The sequence below is a fragment of the Spirosoma taeanense genome, assembly GCF_013127955.1.
Lineage (GTDB): Bacteria > Bacteroidota > Bacteroidia > Cytophagales > Spirosomataceae > Spirosoma > Spirosoma taeanense.
Window position 1 is genome coordinate 1,093,359 of the sequence record NZ_CP053435.1, and the last position, 22,380, is coordinate 1,115,738.

19 protein-coding genes are annotated in these 22,380 nt (G+C 55.3%); 7 read left to right on the plus strand and 12 right to left on the minus strand.

All coding sequences use genetic code 11. The annotated features are described in order from the left end of the window. Positions 1–12 precede the first annotated feature (12 nt). From HNV11_RS04665 to HNV11_RS04680, 4 genes are all read right to left on the minus strand, one after another. Positions 13–696, minus strand: coding sequence for a uracil-DNA glycosylase family protein (locus HNV11_RS04665; protein WP_171738558.1), 684 nt, complete (start codon positions 694–696; stop codon positions 13–15). Next, positions 693–1,529 carry a serine hydrolase gene (locus HNV11_RS04670; RefSeq protein WP_171738559.1) on the minus strand — a complete coding sequence of 279 codons (837 nt, stop codon included), beginning with the start codon at positions 1,527–1,529 and terminating at the stop codon, positions 693–695. Before HNV11_RS04670 ends, HNV11_RS04665 begins: the two co-directional genes overlap by 4 nt. A gap of 68 nt (positions 1,530–1,597) precedes the next feature. Beyond that, the gene (locus tag HNV11_RS04675; protein WP_171738560.1) at positions 1,598–2,701 is read right to left on the minus strand and encodes a vWA domain-containing protein; all 1,104 of its coding nucleotides are present in this window, start codon (positions 2,699–2,701) and stop codon (positions 1,598–1,600) included. A gap of 169 nt (positions 2,702–2,870) precedes the next feature. Then, positions 2,871–3,410 (minus strand): Uma2 family endonuclease, encoded by a 540-nt coding sequence (locus tag HNV11_RS04680; RefSeq protein WP_240163772.1) that lies wholly within the window; start codon positions 3,408–3,410, stop codon positions 2,871–2,873. A gap of 15 nt (positions 3,411–3,425) precedes the next feature. Between HNV11_RS04680 and HNV11_RS04685 the strand changes: the two genes are divergently transcribed. Together HNV11_RS04685 and HNV11_RS04690 are read left to right on the plus strand one after the other, a co-directional pair. Further along, positions 3,426–4,076: a DUF2141 domain-containing protein gene (locus tag HNV11_RS04685; protein WP_171738561.1), complete on the plus strand. Its 651-nt coding sequence runs from the start codon at positions 3,426–3,428 to the stop codon at positions 4,074–4,076. Positions 4,077–4,104: 28 nt separating this feature from the next. After that, entirely contained in the window at positions 4,105–4,653 is a 549-nt protein-coding gene (locus HNV11_RS04690) for a DinB family protein (protein ID WP_171738562.1), read from the plus strand. Between the two features lie 68 nt (positions 4,654–4,721). Here the strand turns inward: HNV11_RS04690 and HNV11_RS04695 are convergent, their stop codons facing one another. From HNV11_RS04695 to HNV11_RS04725, 7 genes are all read right to left on the minus strand, one after another. Next, positions 4,722–5,645, minus strand: coding sequence for an aspartate carbamoyltransferase catalytic subunit (locus HNV11_RS04695; RefSeq protein WP_171738563.1), 924 nt, complete (start codon positions 5,643–5,645; stop codon positions 4,722–4,724). A 96-nt stretch (positions 5,646–5,741) separates the two neighbouring features. Next, complete coding sequence (locus HNV11_RS04700) at positions 5,742–7,319, minus strand: alpha-amylase family glycosyl hydrolase (RefSeq protein ID WP_171738564.1); 1,578 nt, start codon at positions 7,317–7,319, stop codon at positions 5,742–5,744. Positions 7,320–7,508: 189 nt separating this feature from the next. After that, positions 7,509–8,576, minus strand: a complete 1,068-nt coding sequence (locus HNV11_RS04705) for a SusE domain-containing protein (protein WP_171738565.1) — start codon at positions 8,574–8,576, stop codon at positions 7,509–7,511. Positions 8,577–8,623: 47 nt separating this feature from the next. After that, the gene (locus HNV11_RS04710) at positions 8,624–10,213 is read right to left on the minus strand and encodes a RagB/SusD family nutrient uptake outer membrane protein (protein WP_171738566.1); all 1,590 of its coding nucleotides are present in this window, start codon (positions 10,211–10,213) and stop codon (positions 8,624–8,626) included. A gap of 66 nt (positions 10,214–10,279) precedes the next feature. Beyond that, entirely contained in the window at positions 10,280–13,303 is a 3,024-nt protein-coding gene (locus HNV11_RS04715) for a SusC/RagA family TonB-linked outer membrane protein (protein ID WP_171738567.1), read from the minus strand. Positions 13,304–13,648: 345 nt separating this feature from the next. Next, on the minus strand, positions 13,649–16,513 hold the full coding sequence (locus tag HNV11_RS04720; protein WP_171738568.1) for an alpha-amylase family glycosyl hydrolase: 2,865 nt from the start codon (positions 16,511–16,513) through the stop codon (positions 13,649–13,651). A gap of 35 nt (positions 16,514–16,548) precedes the next feature. Further along, on the minus strand, positions 16,549–17,145 hold the full coding sequence (locus tag HNV11_RS04725; RefSeq protein WP_171738569.1) for a Maf family protein: 597 nt from the start codon (positions 17,143–17,145) through the stop codon (positions 16,549–16,551). 78 nt (positions 17,146–17,223) lie between these two features. Here HNV11_RS04725 and HNV11_RS04730 point away from each other — a divergent pair, with 78 nt between their 5' ends. The 4 genes from HNV11_RS04730 (at position 17,224) to HNV11_RS04745 (ending at position 20,975) form a co-directional block, all read left to right on the plus strand. Next, complete coding sequence (locus HNV11_RS04730; RefSeq protein WP_171738570.1) at positions 17,224–17,745, plus strand: GNAT family N-acetyltransferase; 522 nt, start codon at positions 17,224–17,226, stop codon at positions 17,743–17,745. Positions 17,746–17,820: 75 nt separating this feature from the next. Then, the gene (locus tag HNV11_RS04735; RefSeq protein ID WP_171738571.1) at positions 17,821–19,794 is read left to right on the plus strand and encodes a BamA/TamA family outer membrane protein; all 1,974 of its coding nucleotides are present in this window, start codon (positions 17,821–17,823) and stop codon (positions 19,792–19,794) included. Positions 19,795–19,850: 56 nt separating this feature from the next. Further along, a complete protein-coding gene (locus HNV11_RS04740; protein ID WP_171738572.1) occupies positions 19,851–20,312 on the plus strand; it encodes a MarR family winged helix-turn-helix transcriptional regulator in 462 nt (153 codons plus the stop codon). Positions 20,313–20,366: 54 nt separating this feature from the next. After that, positions 20,367–20,975, plus strand: coding sequence for a YceI family protein (locus HNV11_RS04745; RefSeq protein ID WP_171738573.1), 609 nt, complete (start codon positions 20,367–20,369; stop codon positions 20,973–20,975). A 75-nt stretch (positions 20,976–21,050) separates the two neighbouring features. Here the strand turns inward: HNV11_RS04745 and HNV11_RS04750 are convergent, their stop codons facing one another. After that, positions 21,051–21,494 (minus strand): type I restriction enzyme HsdR N-terminal domain-containing protein, encoded by a 444-nt coding sequence (locus tag HNV11_RS04750; RefSeq protein WP_171738574.1) that lies wholly within the window; start codon positions 21,492–21,494, stop codon positions 21,051–21,053. Positions 21,495–21,600: 106 nt separating this feature from the next. Here HNV11_RS04750 and HNV11_RS04755 point away from each other — a divergent pair, with 106 nt between their 5' ends. Further along, on the plus strand, positions 21,601–22,371 hold the full coding sequence (locus HNV11_RS04755) for an AMP nucleosidase (RefSeq protein WP_171738575.1): 771 nt from the start codon (positions 21,601–21,603) through the stop codon (positions 22,369–22,371). The last annotated feature ends 9 nt before the right edge of the window (positions 22,372–22,380 follow it).

The window sequence follows — 22,380 nt, forward strand, 5'->3', positions numbered from 1 at the left end:
TGAACCGGTTTTTTATGCTCCTTCCAGACAGTCCTGCAACGTAGCGATGTAGCGTTCGACGTACAGCGGAGCGTCTTTGGTTTTGTACTGCAGAATATAGCGGGGATGATCGAGCGTAACGATGTGGTCGAAAAACCGTTGCTGCTCATTCAGTCGGCGCAGGAAAACTTCATTTTTTCGTCCCAGACAAACCGCTACGCGCCGGTCAGCGCCAAACGTAAGCTGAGTCTGAACAGTTTGGGTAATGGCGGGCCACAGGGTGTTAGTGGTAATCCGGTCGTCGTAGAAATTGTAATTTTTTCCATCTTTAGTCAGGGCCAGCGGAAACAGCGACGTCAGAAAAAACCGGCCGTAAAACGCCTGTGCGCCCCCAAACGCTTCGACAATCTGGTAGATAAACCGGCTCGATAGTTCGGGCGTATCGCGGAGGTCGTTTTCGATGCCGCAGTACCGGCGCAGATTCTGGGGTGTTGTGAACGAAATACCCGTTACACCCGCGCCAAAACGACCGGGATTTATGCCCAGCACAAACACGCGTGGGCTTGTATCGCTGAAAAATCGAGTGTAAAATTCGCCAACAATCTTCCTGACCTCCGGCTGCTGATACGGATTCATCGCGCCCACGCCGGGCGGCAGGCTGGCCGGGGCCGTCAGACTGTTGTAGTAGGCAATGGCCTTATCGGCGAAAGTACTCATGGAGATGTAAACAGATTATAACAACGTAAGGCAATCTCGCCGATTATCCGCTCGGCCTCGGGTGTTGGAACTCCTTCAACAAACACCGCAAGCACAAACGGTTCCGTTCGGCCAGCCCGTTGGTTCGCCGGTGGATAAACAATCCCCACATCGCCCCGAACGTAAGCCAGCGTGCCGGTTTTGTGCGCAATAACGGTGCCTTCCGGTAAAAGCCGGGGAATGGTGGCCGTGTCTTCGTTCTGTTTTAGAATGGCCAGCATCTGCTCGCAAAGGTCAGGCGTAGCGACCTGGTGCCGGTAGATTTTTGCCAGCAGGCGGTTCATTTCGTGCGCTGTTACGTAGTTCTCACGACCCTGCCGGGCGGCCAGTGTGTCCATCATCACCCGATTTAGCCGGGTTTGGGTTAAGCCAAGCGCCTGTATGCGCCGGTTGATGGCGCTCATGCCCAGTTCGTTGATGAAAATATTGGTGGCCGTGTTGTCGCTGTAGACCATCATCAGCCGGAGCAGATCGCGGTAGGCAACGCGGCTGCGGTGCGAGTACGTTTTCAGAACGCCGTCGCCCCCAGTTTTTTCGGAATCCGTGAGAATATGGATTTCATCAAGGTCAAGCGCACCGGCTTTAACCCGCTCCATTATCTCAATCATAATGGGCAGCTTGATAACGCTCGCCGATGGAACGCGCTCGTTGGCGCGGTGCTCAAACGATACGCTGCTGTCCTGGAGTGACTCCACCGCAAGGCTTACGCGGGCAGTTGATGGCAACTGACGCAGGTAGGTCGTCATCGAGTCGGTTAGAGTCAGGCGGGTCTGCCCAAATGTATTCAGAACCATACCTAAAAGGAGAGTCGGGACTAAAGCCTCGACTCTCCGGAATTTTGTTAATCGGCTGGTCTGCACGCTTACTTAATGTTTTTCCGGCGGTTACGCTGGAAGTCCTCAAACATCATATTGCCCAGACCCTGCAAACCGCTGTAGTAGGCCCGGCCGTTGTTGACCTTCGTAAACTCCTGCACGAACTGCTTCAGATACGGGTCGGAGGCAATCATGAACGTCGTGATCGGAATCTCCAGTCGACGACACTGGGCAGCCAGGGTCAGCGTTTTGCTGACGACTTTCCGGTCGAGGCCGAAGGAGTTTTTATAATACTTGATCCCTTCTTTTAGGCAGGTCGGTTTCCCGTCCGTAATCATAAAAATCTGCTTGTTCTTGTTCTTGCGCCGACGCAGCAGGTCCATGGCCAGTTCCAGACCCGCAACGGTATTGGTATGGTACGGGCCGACTTCCAGATAGGGGAGGTCTTTGGCCTGAATCTGCCAGGCGTCGTTACCAAATACCACAATATCGAGCGTGTCTTTCGGGTACTTCAGCTTAACCAGTTCGACCAGTGCCAGCGCTACTTTCTTGGCGGGCGTAATGCGATCTTCGCCGTACAGAATCATGGAGTGGCTGATGTCGATCATGAGCACCGTCGAAGTCTGCGTTTTCTGCTCTTTCTCGGTTACTTCGAGGTCGCGCTCCATAAGCGTAAACTCCTCAACCCCGCTGTTGATCTGCGCGTTTTTGATCGATTCGGTCATTGAAATCTGTTCCAGCGTATCGCCAAACTGGTAGGTACGGAGGTCGCTGCTCAGCTCGTCGCCGGAGCCGGTATAGGGCGTGCTGTGGTTGCCGCCCGATTTTGACCGTTTCAGTTTACCAAAAATTTCTTCGAGGGCCGACCGCCGGATCGTTTGTTCGCTCTTGGGCGTCATTACGATCTTGCCTTCCTGATTCTCTTCGGTCAGGTAGCCTTTCTCTTTCAGATCGTCGAAGAAGTTGCCAATGCCGTATTTGTCGTCGGTCAGGCCATATTGCCGGTCGAGCTGGCTCATCCACGCCATAGCCTGCTCCACATCGCCGGAGGTCAGCAGCAGCAATTGCTGGAAGATGTTGAGCAGTTTATCGAAGTTACTGCCTTCTTTCTGTTCGGGCGGCACAAAGTCGGAGAATTCAAAGCCTTTCATAAATCAATGAGTGAATTAGCTAATAAGCGAATGTCTAGTCAAGGTAAGGGTACGAACAGAACAGCGTGTTTTCCGGATTTGTTCGCCTGCTGTCGTTCGCTCACAGGTCAATTTGCAGGCTCAGTTCCGGCAAAACAGACTCGCCCGACAGGGTAACCGTTTTGCCGGGCTAAATATCAATGGAGCCGTTTTCGCGGTAGATAAATACCTGCTTTTCTGCCCGGTCAATGAGCCAGCCAAGTCGGCACCCGTTATCGCGGTACTCCTCCATTTTACCCTTCAATACCTTCAGGTCATCGGTCGTTGAAATCCGTTCAACGACAAAGTCTGGACAAAGTGGCACGAATGTTTGTCTGTCCTTCTCTGAAATAGCTTCCCACCGCCCCTGACTGACCCAGGCAATATCGGGCGAACGAACGGCGGAGTTCGGCAGCTTAAAACCCGTCGATGAATCAAAAACATGTCCTGGTTTTTTACGGCGGTTCCAAATGCCAATTTCAACCGACAATTCGGCATTATAACGACCTGTTTCACTTCCGGTTGGGGGCATAAGAATGATGTTTCCGTTGGCATCGCGCTCCAGCTGGGTCGTTTCATTGGCTTGCCATAAGGCAAAGAAAAAGTCCTCGTCAAATATCCCGTTGGCGGGGTGGGTGCAGCGTCCGAAGTTCCAGTTCCATGTGCAATAAGCTTTGTCAAATATAACCAAAAAAACATCGGTGCTGTGGGATACAGCACCGGCGCCTACGACAAATTATGGCCTTACCAGCCTGAAAAACGCTCCATTTGCCCCACCATTCGCCCCAAAGGTGTCAATCGCCCCAAGATCAGGCAGTTCGTCCCTTCCGTTTGGCGGGGGCAAAAGGCCGGGTGTAGGTTTGCATCGTCGGACAACAACGCCCGGCATCCCAAACCGAATACAAAGACCATGAAAACGCTCCTGATTTGTTTCGCCCTCCTCACTGGTTCATTTATCAGCGCAGTTGCCAACGGCGCATCGGCTACCGCACCTGCCGATTCGGTCACGTACAAGCTAACCGTTGAGTTCGCGAATGTGGTAAAACGTACCGGCATGATTTACGTTGCCCTCGTAAACAACGCAGCCGATTTCAACGGTAAGTTCTACCGTAAAACCCGGGTTGAGGTACCCTCCACCGGCGACTTTCAGGTGAACTTCGATGGCCTGCCCGCGGGTCAGTACGCGGTTCAGGTGTTTCAGGACCTGAATGACAACCAGAAACTGGACTTCAACGGTGTGGCCGAACCGTTTGGCTTCTCAAACATAACGAGTTTACTGGGACCGCCTTCCTTTGCCCAGGCTGCCTTCGACCTCAACACACCTAAAACCGTTACCATCAGTTTAATTGGACAATAAGTACTTATCCCCTTACTTCTCTACCATTATGAACCGACTCACTTTTCTGAAAAACCTGCTGGGTGCCGGGCTGATGCCCGCTGTTGCCCTGGCCAGCCCCACTGATATGGAAACCGAAGCCCAGCGCATCCGTCGGGAACTGCTCGAAGCCTGGGTCATGTCGGAAAAAATGACCCTCATTACCGCCGTACAGATGCCCGCCGATTCGTTCGACTTTCGCTATACTCCAGAAGCCATGACCTTTGCCGAACAGTGGCGTCACTGCTGCCAGTTTACGGTGAGTCAACTGGCGGTCCGATTAGGCGTTAGCAATCCGTACCAGGCTCGCGAATTGCCAAAGACAATGGCCAAACCGGAGGTGCTGAATGAACTAAAAGTGATGTATACCTTTGTGCGGCAAACCATTACGACTGTGCCGGATGCCAAACTCCTGGAAATGGATGATTACCTGGGCGACAAAATCCCCAACTGGCGGTTACTCTACGCAATGGAGAACCACCTCATTCACCACCGAGGTCAGTGCATGGTGTATCTGCGGCTAAAGGGTATAAGCCCCGAAGGGTATCTTGGCTGGTAACGTAGTGAGGGTACTCATGACAACATTGGCACCCAGTAGGTTTGATATCTTTGATAAGGATACGCACCTTACAATTGTGCCAGCAAGTACAGTACCGCCATACGAACCGCTACGCCGTTCTCGACCTGATCCAGAATGATGCTGTGCGATGAATCGGCCGCGTCGGACGTAAGCTCAACGCCCCGGTTGATGGGGCCGGGGTGCATTAAAACGATGGGCCGGTCCAGTTCGTCGAGCATCTGCTTGGAGATACCAAAATACAGCGAATACTCGCGCAGCGACGGGAAATACTTGATCTGCTGCCGTTCCAGCTGAATCCGCAGGACATTGGCAACGTCGCACCAGGCTAGGGCCGCCCGAACGTCATGGCCAACCCGGACGCCCAGCGCTCCGATATGTTTGGGAATAAGCGTTTTGGGGCCGCAGACCATCACTTCGGCGCCCTGTTTCTGAAGGCAGAAAATGTTTGACAGCGCCACCCGCGAGTGAGTAATATCGCCGATGATGGCGATGCGTTTCCCAGCGACATCACCAAATTTTTCGCGGATCGAAAACGAGTCGAGCAGGGCCTGCGTCGGGTGTTCGTGGGTGCCGTCGCCCGCGTTGACTACGTTCGCTTTAATGTGCCTGGTGAGGTAGTGGGGCGCGCCGGGGCTGCTGTGGCGCATAACGACCATGTCGACCTTCATGGCCAGAATGTTGTTGACCGTATCCAGCAGCGTTTCGCCTTTCTTGACTGAACTGCCCGAGGCCGAAAAGTTGACTACATCGGCAGAGAGCCGCTTTTCGGCCAGCTCGAACGAAAGCCGGGTACGGGTTGAGTTTTCAAAAAAAACGTTGGCAATCGTCACGTCGCGCAGAGACGGGACTTTCTTGATGGGCCGATTAATGACTTCCTTAAACTGCCCGGCCGTTTCCATAATCAAGTGAATATCGGACTCGGTCAGGTCTTTGATGCCCACCAGATGGCGGACGCTGAGGGATTGGGCCATGAGGGAGCGATGCGGCTAAAACTGGGCAAAGATAAACGGCAAATTCGGCAAGCGGTAACAGAAGCGCATCCTTTACGTTACCGCCTGCCGAATTTGTTAGTCAAGTACCGCGCAACTGTAGCCGGGCAGCGTCAGGCGTCCGTTGGCCAAACTGACTCCTTCGGTCGTTGAAAATACGAGCTGGCGGCACCAGTCCTCGTCGGGCGAAAAGACAACCTCAATCGGCTTACCCGTCAGATTGTGAACCACTAACGCGCGCTGATCGCTTCCGGCGCGACTCGACCGGCGCGTAAAAGCCACCACGCCGTTTTGGCGGATACCGGTCGGCTCCAGCCGGCTCAGATTGTCATTGAGCACCAGATGGCTGTTTCGAAACTGAATCAGCCGTTTGTAATGATTGAAAAGCGAATTCGGGTCGGTCTGCTGGGCGGCCAGCGGCCGGATGGTGCGACTGGTGCTATACTGCCCCCGACGCCAGCGGGTGCGCTGACGGTCATTGGCCCGGATGTCCCAGAGAAACGGCTCCCGAATGTTTTCGTCGGGTTTCATCCCCAGCATGCCAATTTCCTCGCCATAGTACAGGTAGGGAAGGCCCGGCAGCGTCAGCAGCAGATTGGCGGCTGCTTTCAGGTGGTTCAGATTGCCTTTCAGCAAACTGCCAATCCGATTCTGGTCGTGGTTTGACAAGATCAACCCGTCAATAAACTGCGGGTTTACCAGCGCAAACGTTTTATGCACAAAGTCCAGAAATTCAATCAGGTCTTCGGTGTCGTCTTCCCGACGAACCACTTCTTCAATCATGAGACGGAAGTCCATGTTGAAGGTTGCTTTCAGACCCCGGAAATAAGGCGCAATATGCTGGGGGCGGGTCCAGACCTCACCAATGGTAAACGCACCGGGTTTAGCCGTTTCCACCACGCGCCCGAACTCCTCCCAGAATTCATGGTTTTTCGGCTCCTCCGACTCGCGGTAGAGATGGCGGGCCGCATCCAGCCGAAAGCCGTCAACGCCGATTTCCGTAAGCCAGTAACGAACAATCTTAAAGACTTCCTCCCGCACGGGCCGGTGGTCGAAGTTGAGGTCGGGCATACCGCTCCAGAACATACCGTAGTAGCGTTCCGGGTATTTAGCGCCCCGTACCGCATGCCAGGGGTTCCGCTCGTCGGAGTCGGCTGTAATGTCGCGGGTGGCTAACTTACGCGCCCGAATCTCGTCCGGCCGCAGCCATTTGTAGTAGTTCCAGTACGGGTTGTCCGGCCCTTTGCTGGCTTCTTTGAACCACGGGTGCAGTATGCTGGTGTGGTGAATGACCAGATCGATGATGACGGCAATACCGCGCTGGTGCGCTTCAGCTAACAAACGCTTGAAGTCATCCAGTGTGCCGTATTCCGGGTCGATGCCGTAATAATCCGTTACGTCGTACTTATGCGAGGTGGGCGACGGACTGATGGGCATCAGCCAGATTGCCGATACGCCAAGGCTTTTCAGGTAATCCAGATTACTGGTAACCCCATTCAGGTCGCCGATGCCGTCGCCGTTGGAGTCGGCAAACGAGCGAACGAAGATTTCGTAGTGAACCCCGGTCTGGCCAACGGGCGACAGTTGCGGTCGTGCCCGTTCGGCTTGGGAATAAACAGAATTTGTATCGGGCTGAGCGTTATGCGCTGAGGTCATTCTGGCTAAAAGACTATTTCCCCAAAACGGCGGATACACGTAACGAGTTTAGAAAACCGTCAAGTTTAGTGTATAATCCAACTGTTTATTGCCTGGATGCACAGACTGGGTATGGAGAATCAAACGGGTTTATAAGCCATGGGGAGCGACCTGGTCAGGTCGCTCCCCATACTGTTATACGGCAATAGCCTATTGCTTTGTTAGCGAATAAGTATAGTTTCCAGGGTTGCTCAGGTTCATCCTGATTAGATACCGACCCGCCGACGGTACTTTGATGTTGTCGCCGTTATAGTCCAGTAAGCCATCCGGGTTTACATTAGTCTTGCTGTCACCATCGCCGAAGTTAAGATCCCAGGCGCTATTGGCCCGAAACTTGAACTCGTCGGCTTTCAGGTCAAGCGTGACCTGCCAGGTATTGGTGGCGGGGTCGAAAGCCATGGGCGTATCGGCATCCCAGCCTTTGGGCGTTGCTGCGCCAATGACCGCCCAGGTGGTAGGCGTGGCGCTGAAGGTCAACGCGTTCAGGTCGGCCCGGATCAGGTAATAACCGCCCGATGGTACGCTGAGATTACCCGCAGCGCCAGCCGCAGACAGTTTATTGGCCGTACCTGCCCCATAATTGGTGCCGTTCCAGTCCCGGCCTGAGGTGAACTTAAACTCCGAAGGACTCTGGAAGTAGATGTACCCCTCATACACTTTGTTGTCTTTTACCGAAGCGATGGCCGGCGCTTTATCGGGTGCCCACCCCTGATAGGCACCCGGCACGTAGATGGATGGGTAGCTGATCAGGACCAGGTAAGGCGTTACCGACAGGGTCGTTGGTGCTGAATACACCCTGTTGCTGGGGTCATTACCGGGCCGGGTAATGGCGGCCATCACCCGCACGTCAACCTGACTCGCATTGTTGGGAGCCAGCCCCAGTCTGAGCAGGTTCTGGTTCAGATTAGCCCCCGTAACGCTGAGCGACGTGCTAGTGCCGGCCGAAAGATTAACCGGCGCTTCGAAATTACCGCCTTTTTTGTCCAGCTGAACGGTATAGTTAACAGCCGCATTAAAGCCATAGTTAGCCGGTGACCAGCTCAGTCGCAGCGCTTCATTGGTGGCCGTCGCGCTCGTCAGCGATACGCTCGTTGCGCTCGTGGTCAGCCTGGTCGGCTGGGGCGTGGTGAGCGTAAGCTGATCCCCGTCTTTTTCGCAGGCCATAAGCGTTGTCAGCGCCAGACCCGCTATGAATAAATAGGTGTGCCAGGTTTTCATTGTCGTTTGCTATTGAGATTGAATAACTGTGCAGTTAACCGGGTAGCTTAATAGCCTGGGTTCTGTTTCAGATTTGGGTTGGCGACCAGGTCGGAGGCCGGAATGGGATACAGGGTACGGAAGTCCTCAACCGCGCGCCCTTCTTTAACGCCCCCTTTCCAGGGCCAGAGATAAGTTGCATTGGTGAATCGACCGTAACGAATCAAATCGGTCCGGCGCTTGGCTTCCCAGTACAGTTCCCGGCTGCGCTCGCCTAGCAGAAAGTCCGTTGTCAGGGCCGATGCCGTAATGGCGGGTGCACCAGCCCGGGCCCTCAGGGCGTTTACGTAGGTTAAGGCCGTAGCTGCGTCGCCCCCCGTGCCGCCCCGTAAGACCGCTTCGGCATAGATCAGATATACCTCGGCCAGCCGGAACAGCGGAAAGTCGGTGTCGGGGAAGTTGCCCGACGGGTCCGAACCGGCCCGGCCCGTTGAGGTGACGTTCCGGAACTTGGTTATAGCGTACCCATCTGTAAACTGGGTGATGTCGTTGATCTCTAAACTCTGGCCCTGGGTATAGAACAAGGCGCGTTTGTCGGTGGCCCCCGTTACGTCCGGAAACTGGTTAACCAGCGCTTTGGTTGTTCGTAAGCCGCCCCAGCCGCCGTTGATTCCAAACTGCGCGACGGGCATGGAACCGCCCACCGGTGCGTGAATCAGGAATGTCATGCCGCCGTAGGTCTGGGTGCGCAGCCCGTCGAATGTAACCGGAAAAATGATCTCGCGCGAAGTGTTATTGTCGGCCAGAAACAGGTTGAGGTAGTTCGGCTCCAGCGCATACGCATTTGCCTGAATGACCCGGCTGGCGTAGGTCACGGCGTCGGTATAACGGGCCGTGCCGGTGTAGACCTGCGCGTTCAGGTATAGTTTCGCCAGCAGCGTCTGGGCCGCGGCCCGGTCGGCCCGGCCGTACTCAGCCGCGCGGGAAGCCGCCAGCTCATTTTCGATAGCTTTGAGTTCGCTCTCCACGTAAGAAAACAACTCGGTTCGCGAGATTTGCCGGGGCAGGAACGAGCCGGGGGCATCGGCCTCGGTGACGAACGGTACGCTCCCAAACAGGTCGATGGCGTGCGAATAAGCCAGCGCCCGCAGGAAGCGTGCTTCGGCCCGGTACGTACGCGCGTCGGCCGCGGCCTGACCGGTGATGTTACGGCTCGCCAGCTTTTCGTCGGATGTTTCGCGGATGAACTCGTTGCTGGCGGCAACCAGGTAGAAAATCCGGTTGTACATACCCGTAATGAAACCATCGGACGATGTCCAGCGCAGGTTATGAAAATCCTGAATCGTCTGGTCGTTCCAGCCGATAACGGCTTCATCGGTCGGTAATTCCTGTAGGCACCACAGCAGCCGGATATAGTTGGAAGTTCCTTCATCAATCCCGCTGATGTCGGGCTTACCAGCCGGACCCTGCTGGCCGCTGACGGCCAGAACGGCGTATAGTTTGGCCAGAACAGATTTATAATTGCTCGGGTCGGCGTAGACCGTTGCCGACGTAACATCAAAAGCAGGCGTCCGGTCCAGGTCCTGAACGCAGGATGAAGCGATGGCCAGCAACGCGGTCAGGATGCCGGCTTTACGTATAGTTTTTATCGTAATCATTGGTGTAACAGGCTTAAGCCGAGGGTCGCCTGCTCCAGTGTCAGGCAACCACCAGTTGTTGATGACTTAGAAATCCAGATTTAAACCCAGCGAGAAAATGCGCGGGCGGGGGTACAGGTTGTTGTCGATACCGTTCGCCACTTCGGGGTCAACGCCCGTATACTTCGTGATCACGAACACGTTCTGCGCGTTCAGTGAAGCCCGCAGCGCACCCGTGTTGCCGAATACTTTACCGAAGTTGTACCCGAGGTTCAGGTTGTCCATCCGGACAAACGACGCATTCTCCACGAAATAGTCGGAGAAGTACTGATTGATGACAAAGCCCGTCGTGAGCACATTGGGCGACGCATTGCCTAAATAGCCCAGCGAATTGATGACGTTGCGATACGCTGCGTTGTTGGAGCGGACGTTGTTGTAGAGGTAATTGCCGAAGTTGCCCCGCAGGGTGAAGCCCGCGCTGAAATTGCGATAGGTCAGCTGGCTCGTCATTCCCAGGAATAGTCGTGGATTAGCCGTCTGGTAGCGAACCCGGTCGTCGACCGTAATCTGTCCGTCGCCGTTGCGGTCTTCATACACGCCTTCGAGCGGCACCCCCGATTCATTATACACCTGCCGCAGTACGTAGAAGGTGTTTGTCGGGTAACCCACAGTCTGAATCTGGATGGTATTCCCCGTACCTCCGCTGATGGCGCCAACCAGAATCCCCGGATCGTTCGGCGTGGGCACTTTCAGCAGGTTGGTGATTTCGTTTTTGTTGAACGTCGCGTTGAAATTGACGTCCAGGTTCAGTCCTTCCCGCTGAATGGGCGTCGTGTTGATGGTAAATTCAACCCCGGTGTTGCGCAGGTTGCCCACGTTGGTCAGAATATAATTGGTCAGGTTCGAGCCCGCAGCTACCGGAATGGTCGCCAGCAAATCCTTGGTTGTTTTGCGGTAGACATCAATGCTGCCCGAAATCCGTCCGTTGAAAAAGGCATAGTCTACAGCCGCGTTAATCGCCTGGGTTTCCTCCCATTTAATGTTGGCGTCGTAGCCCTCCGCCCGCAGGGTTCGGTAGAATGTATTACCAAACTGATACTGTGCCGTTGGGTCAGAGATGGTGTAGCGCGGCAGATACGGATAATCGTTGGACAGATTGGACAGGTCCTGCTGCCCGGTAACGCCGTAACCCAAGCGCAGTTTCAGGGCCGACAGCGCTTTGGTATCTTTCAGGAACGGCTCGTCTTTCAGGCTCCACGACACGCCCAACGACGGGAAGGTACCCCAGCGCTGGTCTGGCGCAAACCGGGAGGTCGCATCCCGACGCAGCGTTGCCGTCAGCACGTAACGATCCCGGAAGGTATAGTTCAGGCGACCGAATATCCCCAGCAGGGTGTACTGGGTGCGAAACGCAACCCCGGCCGCGCTGATGGTGTCGCTGGCGGGCCGACCGTCGATTTGAATGGAACCCGACCGCAGACTCGGAAAACTGGGGTTTTCGCGGATGAAGTCCTGATACGAATAACCGGCCGTTACGTCCACGCGGCTGCGAACCGACCGCAGGTCTTTGGTATAGTTGAAATAGAACTCCAGCGTTTTGTTGTTACGCGACCCCGCCGACTGGTTGTTCTGACCACCCTGGTTAAACAGGAGGCCCGCCGTGGCCGGTACGAAATTGGTGCCGGTTGACTTCGAGATGTCGTAGCCGAGGTTCAGGTTCGCCCGCAGTTCGGGCAGAAAATGAAAGCGATAATCGAGCTGTACGTTACCGATGCTGCGCTGTACCTCCGTGCGATCCTGCCGCTGATAAAGGAGTCCCAGCGGGTTGCGCGGAGCCAGCTGGTTAGGCCGGCCCGTGGTGGGGTCGAGCCACTCGAAGTAACCGCCGTACTTGTCATTGCCGCTGTAAACAGGCTGCGTTGGGTCGAAGGACACAGCCGCGCCAATGGCAGCCTGGTCAGCGAAGCGGTTGTTGATAATCGAGCCCTTCAGGTTGATGTCTACCCGCAGGTGGTCGTTCAGGAAGCGGGGCGTCAGCCCCAGCGAACCCGACACGCGCTGAAAGTTCGAGGTCTTGAGCGTACCGTTCTGGCTGATATACCCCACCGATGCCCGGTACGGAATGTGTCGGTAGGCACCCGTTACGGCCAGGTTGTTGTCGCTGCTGAGCGCGGGACCGAAAATCTGATCCTGCCAGTTGGTGTTGGCGCTGCCGAGCAAGGCCCGCTGGTTCGCATTACCCAGCCGGTTAACCACCTCCCGGAACTGATCGGCCGACAGCACCGGCAGTTGTTTTGGATTGTAGGATACGGAACCGAGCGTACTGAAACTTACGTGCGTTTTGTCGCCCGCCCGGCCTTTCTTGGTCGTGATCAGAATAACCCCGTTGGCGGCCCGTGACCCATAAATGGCCGCGGACGACGCATCCTTCAGGACCGTAAAGGTTTCAATATCCTGCGGGTTAATCAGGCTCAGCGCGTTGGAGGCTCCCGTAACGCCGTTGTTATCGACCGGTACGCCATCAATCACGATGAGCGGGTCGTTGCTGGCATTGAGCGATGAGCCGCCCCGAATCCGGATCTGACTGCCCCCGCCCGGCTGACCGCTGGGGGGCGTAATGCTGACGCCAGCCAGTTTACCCGCCACCAGCTGCTCGGGGTTCACGATATTACCCCGCTGAAATTCGGAAGAAGAAATGGCCGCAATCGAGCCGGTTACGTCCTGTCGGCGCTGCGTACCGTACCCAACTACGACAACTTCCTGTAGGGCCTTTGAGTCGTCGGCCAGAGTGACGTCGACCGTCGTGCGATTCCCTACCACTATTTCCTGGGCTGTTTTGCCGATGAAGCTAAAAACCAGCGTTGCGCTGGTGGGCACATTGGGAAGACTGTACGCGCCTTCAACGTCGGTCTGCGCTCCGCGATTGGTGCCTTTGAGCTGCACCGTTGCACCCGGCAGGGCGTTTCCGTCGGATTCCTTAACTGTTCCTGTAATGGTCAGGCCCTGTGCTGTAGCCGAAAGGCTGATCAGCACAACCAGTAACACTGTAGCAGCCTGCCCCATCAAACGCCCGTTTCTGGTCTGTTTTATCCCTACCTTAAACGTGTTCATAGTGGACTGATTTAGTAAGATCAATGCGAGCAAAACACCTTGTTGTATGAGTTGTTTTACGCAAAAAGCGGTTTCTTCTAAAAGTCCAAAGGGGTAAAACAGGCGAATTGACAGGAGTAAAAATTCGGGTCAATAAGACGATTTATTTAAAATATTGGTTGATAGCTATTTAGGGCAAAAAGGGACGGAAGTTAGTATAGGCAACTAGTAGGAATTGCCGATTTTCGGTCGGGCGCGGCTCGTGTAAGATAAGTGATATAGACTGGCCGATGGCTCGTTTCGGCTGTTCCGGCGGGTTCAGAAAGGACCGACTCCCGCAGAATGCCTCGCCCAAATGCTATGGCTTCAGCGTTTCAGCACCTTCATGGTTCGCTGACGTTCGCCCTGCTGAACACGTAAAAAATAAACTCCGGACGGGAACAAATGCAGATCAATCGGCTGACGGAGCCGGTCGCTGTTTTTCGAGCTGCGGGCCGTTCGAATCAGTCGTCCGCCGGTGTCGCGCAGGCTTAGTTCAACCATACCCCGAAAGCCGCTGGCAACCTCAACCATTACCTGATCGTCAACAGGATTGGGCGACAGCGTAATCTGGTCGAGTGCGTCTTCGGCAACGGCCGTCACCTGACCCGGCACGACGGAAAAAGGAACTAGTCCGGCTTCGGGCGTCGGTAATTTACTCGTCGAGTACAGATGAAATGCGCCCGGTTCGAGCGTTACGGACTGGCTGACGTCGTTCACCTGCACTTCCTGACCCGAAAAGAAATGAAACCACTTCCCGGCCGACGGAAAACCCGCGTTGATGATCTGCGGGCGTGTGTCGAAGTTGCCAATCAGAAACACCGTACCCGACGCGCTGCGGAGCGTCAGCCGCTTAACCGGATTGGCAAAGTCGGTTGTGAAATCGGTTGTGGCAAAGGCGGGTACCGTTGTTTTGAGTTTAATCAGTTCACTGTACACCTTATACAGTTTCTGCCGGTCGGGGTTCTGGTAATCTTCCCAACGGACAGGCTTGGCGGCTGTCCGGCAGTCGTCGCGGATGGTGGTGCCGTCGGAGCAGGTGTTGATGCTCAGGTCGTAGCCCAGCTCGCCAAACTGCCAGATCATCTTCGGCCCCGGCACGGTCAGCAGAAAGGCCGCGGCCAGTTTAGCCCGGTCGAGGGCAGTCGGCAGCGATTTAATGGAATAGTTACCTTCAGTCAGACCGTTCTGTCGCAGGTCATACACGAGCCGTTCCTCATCATGACTTTCCAGATACCCCACCAGACTGGGTCTTTGAAACCCGCGTTTCTGGTAAGAGATACCCTCAAAATTACCCTGCGCCGAGCGGATGGCCCCCCGGAAATCGCCGTTGTGGTTGCCCCACAGCAGCATCCCGTAGTCGGCCAGCTCTTTCTCTTCCTGATTATCGGCGAAGTGTTCCAGAATGACGTAAGCCGTTGGGTCAACCCGGCGAATCTGGTCGTAGATTCGCTTCCAGATGGCTACCCGGCTGGCATCATAGTTTCCCCAGGCCGCTACGTCGCCACCCGTCTGTTTCTGGGTAAATCCCTTCGATAGATCGAATCGAAATCCGTCCACGTTATATTCCTGCAGCCAGAAGCGGCAGACGCGGTCCACGAACGCTTTCGTGTCGGGACTTTCGTGGTTGAAATCAAAAAATACGCTGAACGGGTGTGTCGCCTGCTGATTGAAATACGGGCTGTCGGCCGAAGGGCGGTCGCCGTTCCAGTAGAGTTTAACGTACGGGAACTCGTAGTCGGCCTGGTTCAGCACCATATCCAGCACCACGGCGATGCCCTGTCCGTGAGCCGCGTCGATAAAGCGTTTCAGGGCGTCTTTGGGACCATAGGCTTTGTCGGGCGCGAAGTAGAAAATAGGATTATAGCCCCACGAATCGTTGCCGGTGAACTCGGTAACCGGCATCAGCTCAATTGTGTTGATACCCAGCTGTTTCAGGTACACCAGACTATCGGTTAAGGTCTGGTAGCTGCGGTTCTGGACGAAGTCGCGCACGAGCAGCTCATAGACTACCATCGTGTTGACCGCGGGCCGCTGAAAGCCGGTCGTTTTGAACGTAAAGGGTGTCTGTCCCGGCTGCAGAATGGATACGGTATTCCCCTGCGCATTTTGGGGAAAGGCTTTCAGGTTCGGGTAGGTTGTAGCCGGGATAAATCTATCGTTGCTGCGATCCAGAATCTTCTCGGCGTAAGGATCAGCGATGGGGATGGTGCCATCAACCAGATACTGAAAGGCAATTTCCTGGCCCAGCGTCAGGTTGGGCAGGTCAATCCAGTAGCGGTTGCCATCGGGCGTCCGGTTCATTAGATAGTCCGGGCTGATAGTCCAGTTGTTGAAATCGCCGAGCAGATAGACGAAGCTCTTTTTTGGCGCGTAGAGCGCCAGCGTCGCCCGTCCCTGCCCCCGGTTGGATGCGGTATAATTAATCCCGTCCTGCACTCCTGCGGGCAGGTCGGCAATAGCAGGCTGCGGCTTTACGGTGAAAAAGAATGTATCGGCGGCTGTTTCGCCCGTCGCCGGGGCAGTCGCCGTGAGAATAACCGTTCGGCGGGTTCCGGGCTGCGTACCGGCGTTAAGCGTAGCGCGCAGGGAATCGCTGTCCGTTACGGTGGCAACCGGCTGCCCGTCGAGCGTCAGGGCGAACGTGGCCCGTTTAGAGGTTCTGTACCGAACCAGCAACGCGCTGTTTGGGTCAACATAGAAATTTTTCTGGAGAGGTTCGAGCCGGGAGAGGTTGAACCGATCGTCGTAAATAGTGATGATCAGATCTTCGGTCTGCGCCCGGCCATCGCCACTTTTCAGCAGCAGTCCTAGCTTTCGGATAGGCGTTCCGGCTGGTACGCCGAAATAGCTGCGGGGAACGAGTTTGATCTGCCAGCGGTCGTTGCCAAGAGAGGTCATCCGACCGGGGAGAAATGGCTTTGAAAAATCGGTCTGCCCGACGGGTTGAAATGCAAAGGCGTTGCCGGTTTCGGTTGACCCCGCTCCCGACCACAGATATACATCGTCGGTTTTGCCCAGCAGGGCTTTGGCCCGGCTGTCTTTCGCCTGCTTCAGATCAAAGATAAGTGTTACTTCCGCGTCGGCGGTGGGGAAGGCCGGCTGGGTCGTAACGACGGGGCTATCCGACTGGGCGAAGGCCGGAACCAGAACGCAGAGATAAAGAACGATTACTCGGTAAAGTGTTTGCATACGCTGAGCAGAAAACGGCTGCTAAACTTACGCCTTTATCCCTTCTGTTCATACGGCTTCAGCGCCTGATAAACGCGGTGCGTCGGCAAACCCATGACCGTATAAAAAGACCCTGCCAGCCGGGTAATGCCCACCAGGCCGATAAAGTCCTGTGCGCCATAGGAACCGGCCTTGTCGAACGGTTTGCATTCGCGGAGGTAGTACGTAATCTCGTCGTCGGACAGGTCGGCAAAAAACACCGTCGTTTCGTCGATGAAGGACTGCATTTCCGGCTGGCCGGCTGCGTTGGGAGCCAGCAGGCACACCCCCGTCCGGACGCGGTGGGCCCGTCCCGACAAGGTCCGCAGCATACGCCGGGCATCGGCTTCGTCCTGTGGCTTATTCAGAATCTGATCGTCTAAGATAACGACCGTGTCGGCGCAGAGGATAATCCGGTTGCCGGCGTCGGCCAGGAACTGCTCCGCTTTCTGGCGGGCGAGGTATTCGGCGACTTCATCCACGGGCATGGTTGCCGGAAAGGTTTCGTCGGTTGGGCGGGTCTCGATGGTGAATAGAAAACCGGCATCGGTCATGAGTTGCTTCCGGCGGGGCGACCCCGACGCCAGAACAAGCGGGTAACGTAACGTGAGCATAGATTCGCGTAAATCGAAACGCAAAAGTAACGCTGTCGCCGGGTTTTACGTAAATTGGAAAATTGCTCACTCATGATTATGACAATCCGAACTGCAACCGTGTCCGATGCTGCTCTGCTAACCGAGCTGTCGGCCACGACCATGCGCGAAGCCTTTGGGCCACCCCATAACCCGGCCGAACTGGTTGAAGAATACGTTCAGTCAGCCATCACAGAAGCCCGGCTGACCGCGGAGCTGGCCGATCCCCGTTCCACGTTTTTTCTGCTCCTGAACGACCAGCAGTCACCCATCGGGTACGCCAAGATGCGCCGACACGCGCCCCCGCGCCGGATGCGGGAACGTAACGCCGTCGAGATCCAGCGGATCTATCTGTTACAGGATCAGATCGGGCAGGGGCAGGGCCGCTACCTGATGGATTATTGCCTGCAATGGGCCACGCAGGCGGGCTACCGGGCCGTGTGGCTCGGCGTCTGGGAACGTAACGAACGGGCGCTGGGCTTCTACCGGAAGTTAGGTTTCGAACGCTTCGGTTATCACTATTTTCTGTTTGGCTCCGAACGTCAGCGGGATTTTTGGCTGCAGAAACAGTTAACTAGCTGATGAATCATGGACCCGGCTGAGCATCGGCATTAAACCATCGGTTCGCAATGCATTCTAACCACTATTCAAACAATAATGAACTACCTGTATCCGGAACCGTATCGGCCCTTTCTGCGCCAGTGTCTGGTGGGGCTGATACTGTTTGCCGGATGCAGCCTGAACGCGTTTGGTCAGCAGCCCGATACAACCCAGCGTCTGGTTCCGGTTGGTACGAGCGATTCACTGGCAACGGTGCTCTCAACAGCCGTCGCCGACAGTGTTCTCATGCAGCGCGACAGCGTGTTCTATACAAAGCTGAAAACGCGCATGTACAAGCATCGGCTGACGCGGAAGCTCTATGACGCTGTTTTTCGGGATGTGTATAACAGCCGCGTCCAGACGGGTGAGGTCAATAAACTGGAGGTAAACCCCTTCAGGCGCTTTCAGGGGCGGATCATCGGCACGATTTATATCCGGCGGCTGGGCGTATTCGGGCAGACGGTTTACGATACGCTCCGCCAGCCCGGTAATTGGTTCGAACGGGTTGGCAACCGGCTGCACACCAATACCCGCGAGAATGTCATTCGTCGGTCGTACCTCCTGTTTAAGGAAGGCGATGTAGTCAATCCTACCCTTCTGCGGGATAACGAGCGGCTGCTGCGCAATACCTCTATTTTCCACGACGCCCGGATTCTGGTGCTGCCCCGCGAGGGCAGCCGGCAGTTTGTGGATGTGTACGTAATCACGCAGGATGTCTGGTCGCTGCTGCCCAATGGTGGGGTAGGGGCGCTCAACCGGTTCAGTGTGGGTTTTGAGCAGCGTAACTTCCGGGGGCTGGGTCATCTGCTTTACACGCAGGTGGCGTATAATGGCGCCGATCCCCGGCAGAAACTGGAGTACCGGGGTCGTTACACGGTTCCGTTCATCGGTAAAACGTTTCTGACTGCCCAGGCCGATCTGCTGTATCTGCGCGACCAGAAACAGGCTACGCTTCAGCTGTACCGGCCGTTTCTGACGCCCGATACTAAGTATGCCGGGTCCATATCGCTGAGCCACGCCCGCATCAACAACCGGGTCATCACCCGCGACAATGTGGTTCAGCTCGTGCCGCTGAAATACAATTACTCCGATGTCTGGATCGGCCGTTCTTTCCGGCTGTTTTATCGCGAGAATGAGCAGGAAACGGATGAGAAAGGGCGAGCGCGGCTCATCATCGCTCTGCGGAACACGAACTACGAATACCTGAGCCGCCCCACCGTAACGGCCGACACGAACCAACTCTATCAGGATAGCCGCACGACCCTGTTCAGCGTTGGCTTTTCCCGACGTAAATACATCCGCGACGTCCTGATCTACGGCTTTGGCCGGACCGAGGACGTGCCCATTGGTGAAACCATTTCGGGGGTTGTCGGCTTCGACAATGCCGAACTGGGACAGCGTCTGTATTCCGGGCTGAACTATTCGCAGGGCAAGTATATCAACAGGTTCGGCTATCTCTACGGACTGGCCAGCATTGGTGGCTACTTCCGTACTAAAGGCGTTGAGCAGGGCGTGCTCTCACTCGAAACCAACTACTTTAGTCCGCTGCTGCCAACCCGCTGGGGCAACATGCGCCACTTTTTTAATTCACGCTACACGACCGGTATCGGTCGGTTCGAGAACGAATACATCTCCCTGAGCAGCACCGGCAGTGGTATTAACACCGATGGCATTGGGATTAACAACGACGCCCTACGCGGCACCCGGCGCTGGCTCATCAACTACGAGAACATCCTGTTCTCGCGTCTGAACGTAATCGGCTTTCGGGTCGCCTTCATTACATTTGCCAACCTCGGGCTGGTTACGTTTCCGGATCGGCGGCTGCTTCAGGGACCGCTCTACCAGGGCTATGGTATCGGATTTCGCCTGCGTAACGAAAACCTGACGTTCAACAGCTTTCAGATCCGCCTGGCCTATTACCCTAATATTCCCAACAACCGGGCCCCTTTCCGTACAGCCTTCGAAGGGGTAACGGGCCTGCGGTTCCGGGACTTCGATCTGTCGGCTCCACAAATTATTCCCTACCGATGAGAATTTTTCTGTATTTATTGTTGTTACATTAAATGCAGACGCACTATATTTGCCTCATGTCTATCGAAACCGATATTAAACAAACGACCCCATTCAAGACGCCTTACCAGCGGGTGATGGTTAACCTGATGTTCACCAGCAACTGGCTGGTGGATAGCCAGTCCCAGGTGATGAAACCATTTGGGTTAACCCTCCAGCAGTACAACGTGCTGCGGATTCTGCGGGGTCAATATCCCAATCCGGTGAAGGTAAGTGACATCACCGAGCGGATGCTCGATAAAATGTCGAACGCGTCGCGGCTGGTCGATAAGCTGGTTGCCAAAAAGCACGTGCTGCGCACCGAGTGTCCAAGCGACCGCCGGGCAGTTGACGTCGTCATTACGGAGCCGGGGCTGACCCTGCTGAAAAAAATCGACGTTCACCTGAATGAATGGGACGAAATCATGCGGTCTAAGCTCAGCGAAGAAGAAGCTGTCAGTCTGAGCCAGTTGCTCGACCGTCTGCGTGGTTCCGTCTAATATCTCCTGCATTTCCAATCTAATCTATACAACCACAAGTTTAAACTAATACTCATGAGAACTCGTCAATTTCTGGCAAGTCTGGCGGCTGTTGTGCTGCTGGCAGGTGGATCGGCCTTCGTTGGCCCCGGTAAAAAAGCAGCGTCCTACAAGGTAGACGCCGAGAAAAGCGTCCTGAAATGGAACGGTAAGAAAGTGACCGGCGAACACTTCGGAACGGTTAAGCTGAGCGACGGCGCCCTGACCGTTGACGGCGGCAAGCTGACCGGCGGTACGTTCACCTTCGACATGAACAGCATCGCCTGCACCGACCTGACTGACGCTGGCTATAACGCGAAGTTCATCGGCCACATGAAGTCGGAAGATTTCTTCAACACGGCGAAGTTCCCGACCTCGACTTTCAAAATCACGAAAGTGACGCCGAAGGGTGGCAATGCCTACGACATCACCGGCAACATGACCATCAAGGGTATCACCAACGCCGTTACGTTCCCCGCTACGGTGAAAGTGACGGGTAACACGATTGAAGCCGACGGTAAAGCCACGCTCGACCGGACTAAGTATGACATTCGCTACGGTTCGAAATCGTTCTTCGAGAACATCGGTGACAAAGCTATCTACGACGATTTTATCGTTGAAATGAAGCTGGTTGCCGGCAAATAAGCCTTCGTCCGGAACCCACCGCAATCCCCGGTGCCCAATGGTGCCGGGGATTTTTATGTTTAAATAAGTCAGTGCTTATTCGAACGTTGGAAAATCGTCCAGAAAACGTATTTCAGCCGTCTCGTGGTTGACGCAGCAGCAGTAATGCGTCAGGCCATTGGAGATGACCAGGTAGGGCGCGCGGTGCACGTGGTTATAGCGGGTCACCTGATCGAACACCGCCTGCGTCAGGGGAACGTGGGGTGCCTTGCACTCAACGATCAGGAACGGCTGCCCCTGCCGGTCAAAGGCCACGACATCGGTGCGTTTCTGCGTCTGGTTCAAGACCAGCCCGCCCTCCGACCGAATCAGCGCCTTCGGGTAGGCGTAATGCGTCAGCAGCAGGTTGACAATGTGCTGCCGCACCCATTCCTCGGGCGAGAGCCGCACATACTTCCGGCGTAACAAATCGAAGATATAAGGTTTCCCCTCGACTTGCTTAGTTTTGCAGTCAAAAGCAGGCAGGTTCAGCGTAACCATATTGCGAAGGTAATGAGCGATTGAGTGAGTTAGTGAATGAGTGAATAACTTTTCGTTCCTTGATATTCGCTCAATCGCTCATTCACTAACTCACTCAATAAAGAGCATGAAAACTAAAGAAGAAATCGTTGAGAACTGGCTGCCGCGCTATACAGGTACGCCCATCGAGTTGTTCGGTGAATATATTCTGCTGACCAATTTCATTAATTACGTTGAGCTGTTTGCCCAGAAGTTCGACGTCGAGATTTTCGGCATGGGGCGGGCCATGCAGACGGCCACGGCTAACAACATCACTATTATCAACTTCGGCATGGGCAGCGCCATGGCCGCTACCGTCATGGATCTGCTGTCGGCCATCCATCCCAAGGCCGTGCTGTTTCTGGGCAAGTGCGGTGGGCTGAAAAAAACGCAGGTGGGCGATCTGATTCTGCCTATTGCCGCCATCCGGGGCGAAGGCACCAGCAACGACTACATGCGGCCCGAAATCCCGGCTCTGCCGTCGTTCCGGCTGCAACGGGCGGTATCGTCCACCATCAAACGCTACGAACTCGACTACTGGACAGGCACCGTCTACACCACCAACCGGCGCATCTGGGAGCACGATGAGGTATTCAAGGATTACCTGCGCGAGACTCGGGCCATGGCGATTGACATGGAAACCGCTACGGTCTTTACGGTAGGCTTCATCAACTCCATTCCGCACGGCGCCCTGCTGCTGGTGTCGGACAACCCCCTGGTGCCCGAAGGCGTAAAAACCGAAGAAAGCGACAAGCGCGTAACGGGCCAGTTCGTCAACAAACACCTCGAAATTGGCATCGACGCCCTGCTCGAACTCGAATCCTCCGGCGAATCGGTGAAGCACTTGCGGTTTGAGTAAAATAGCGTT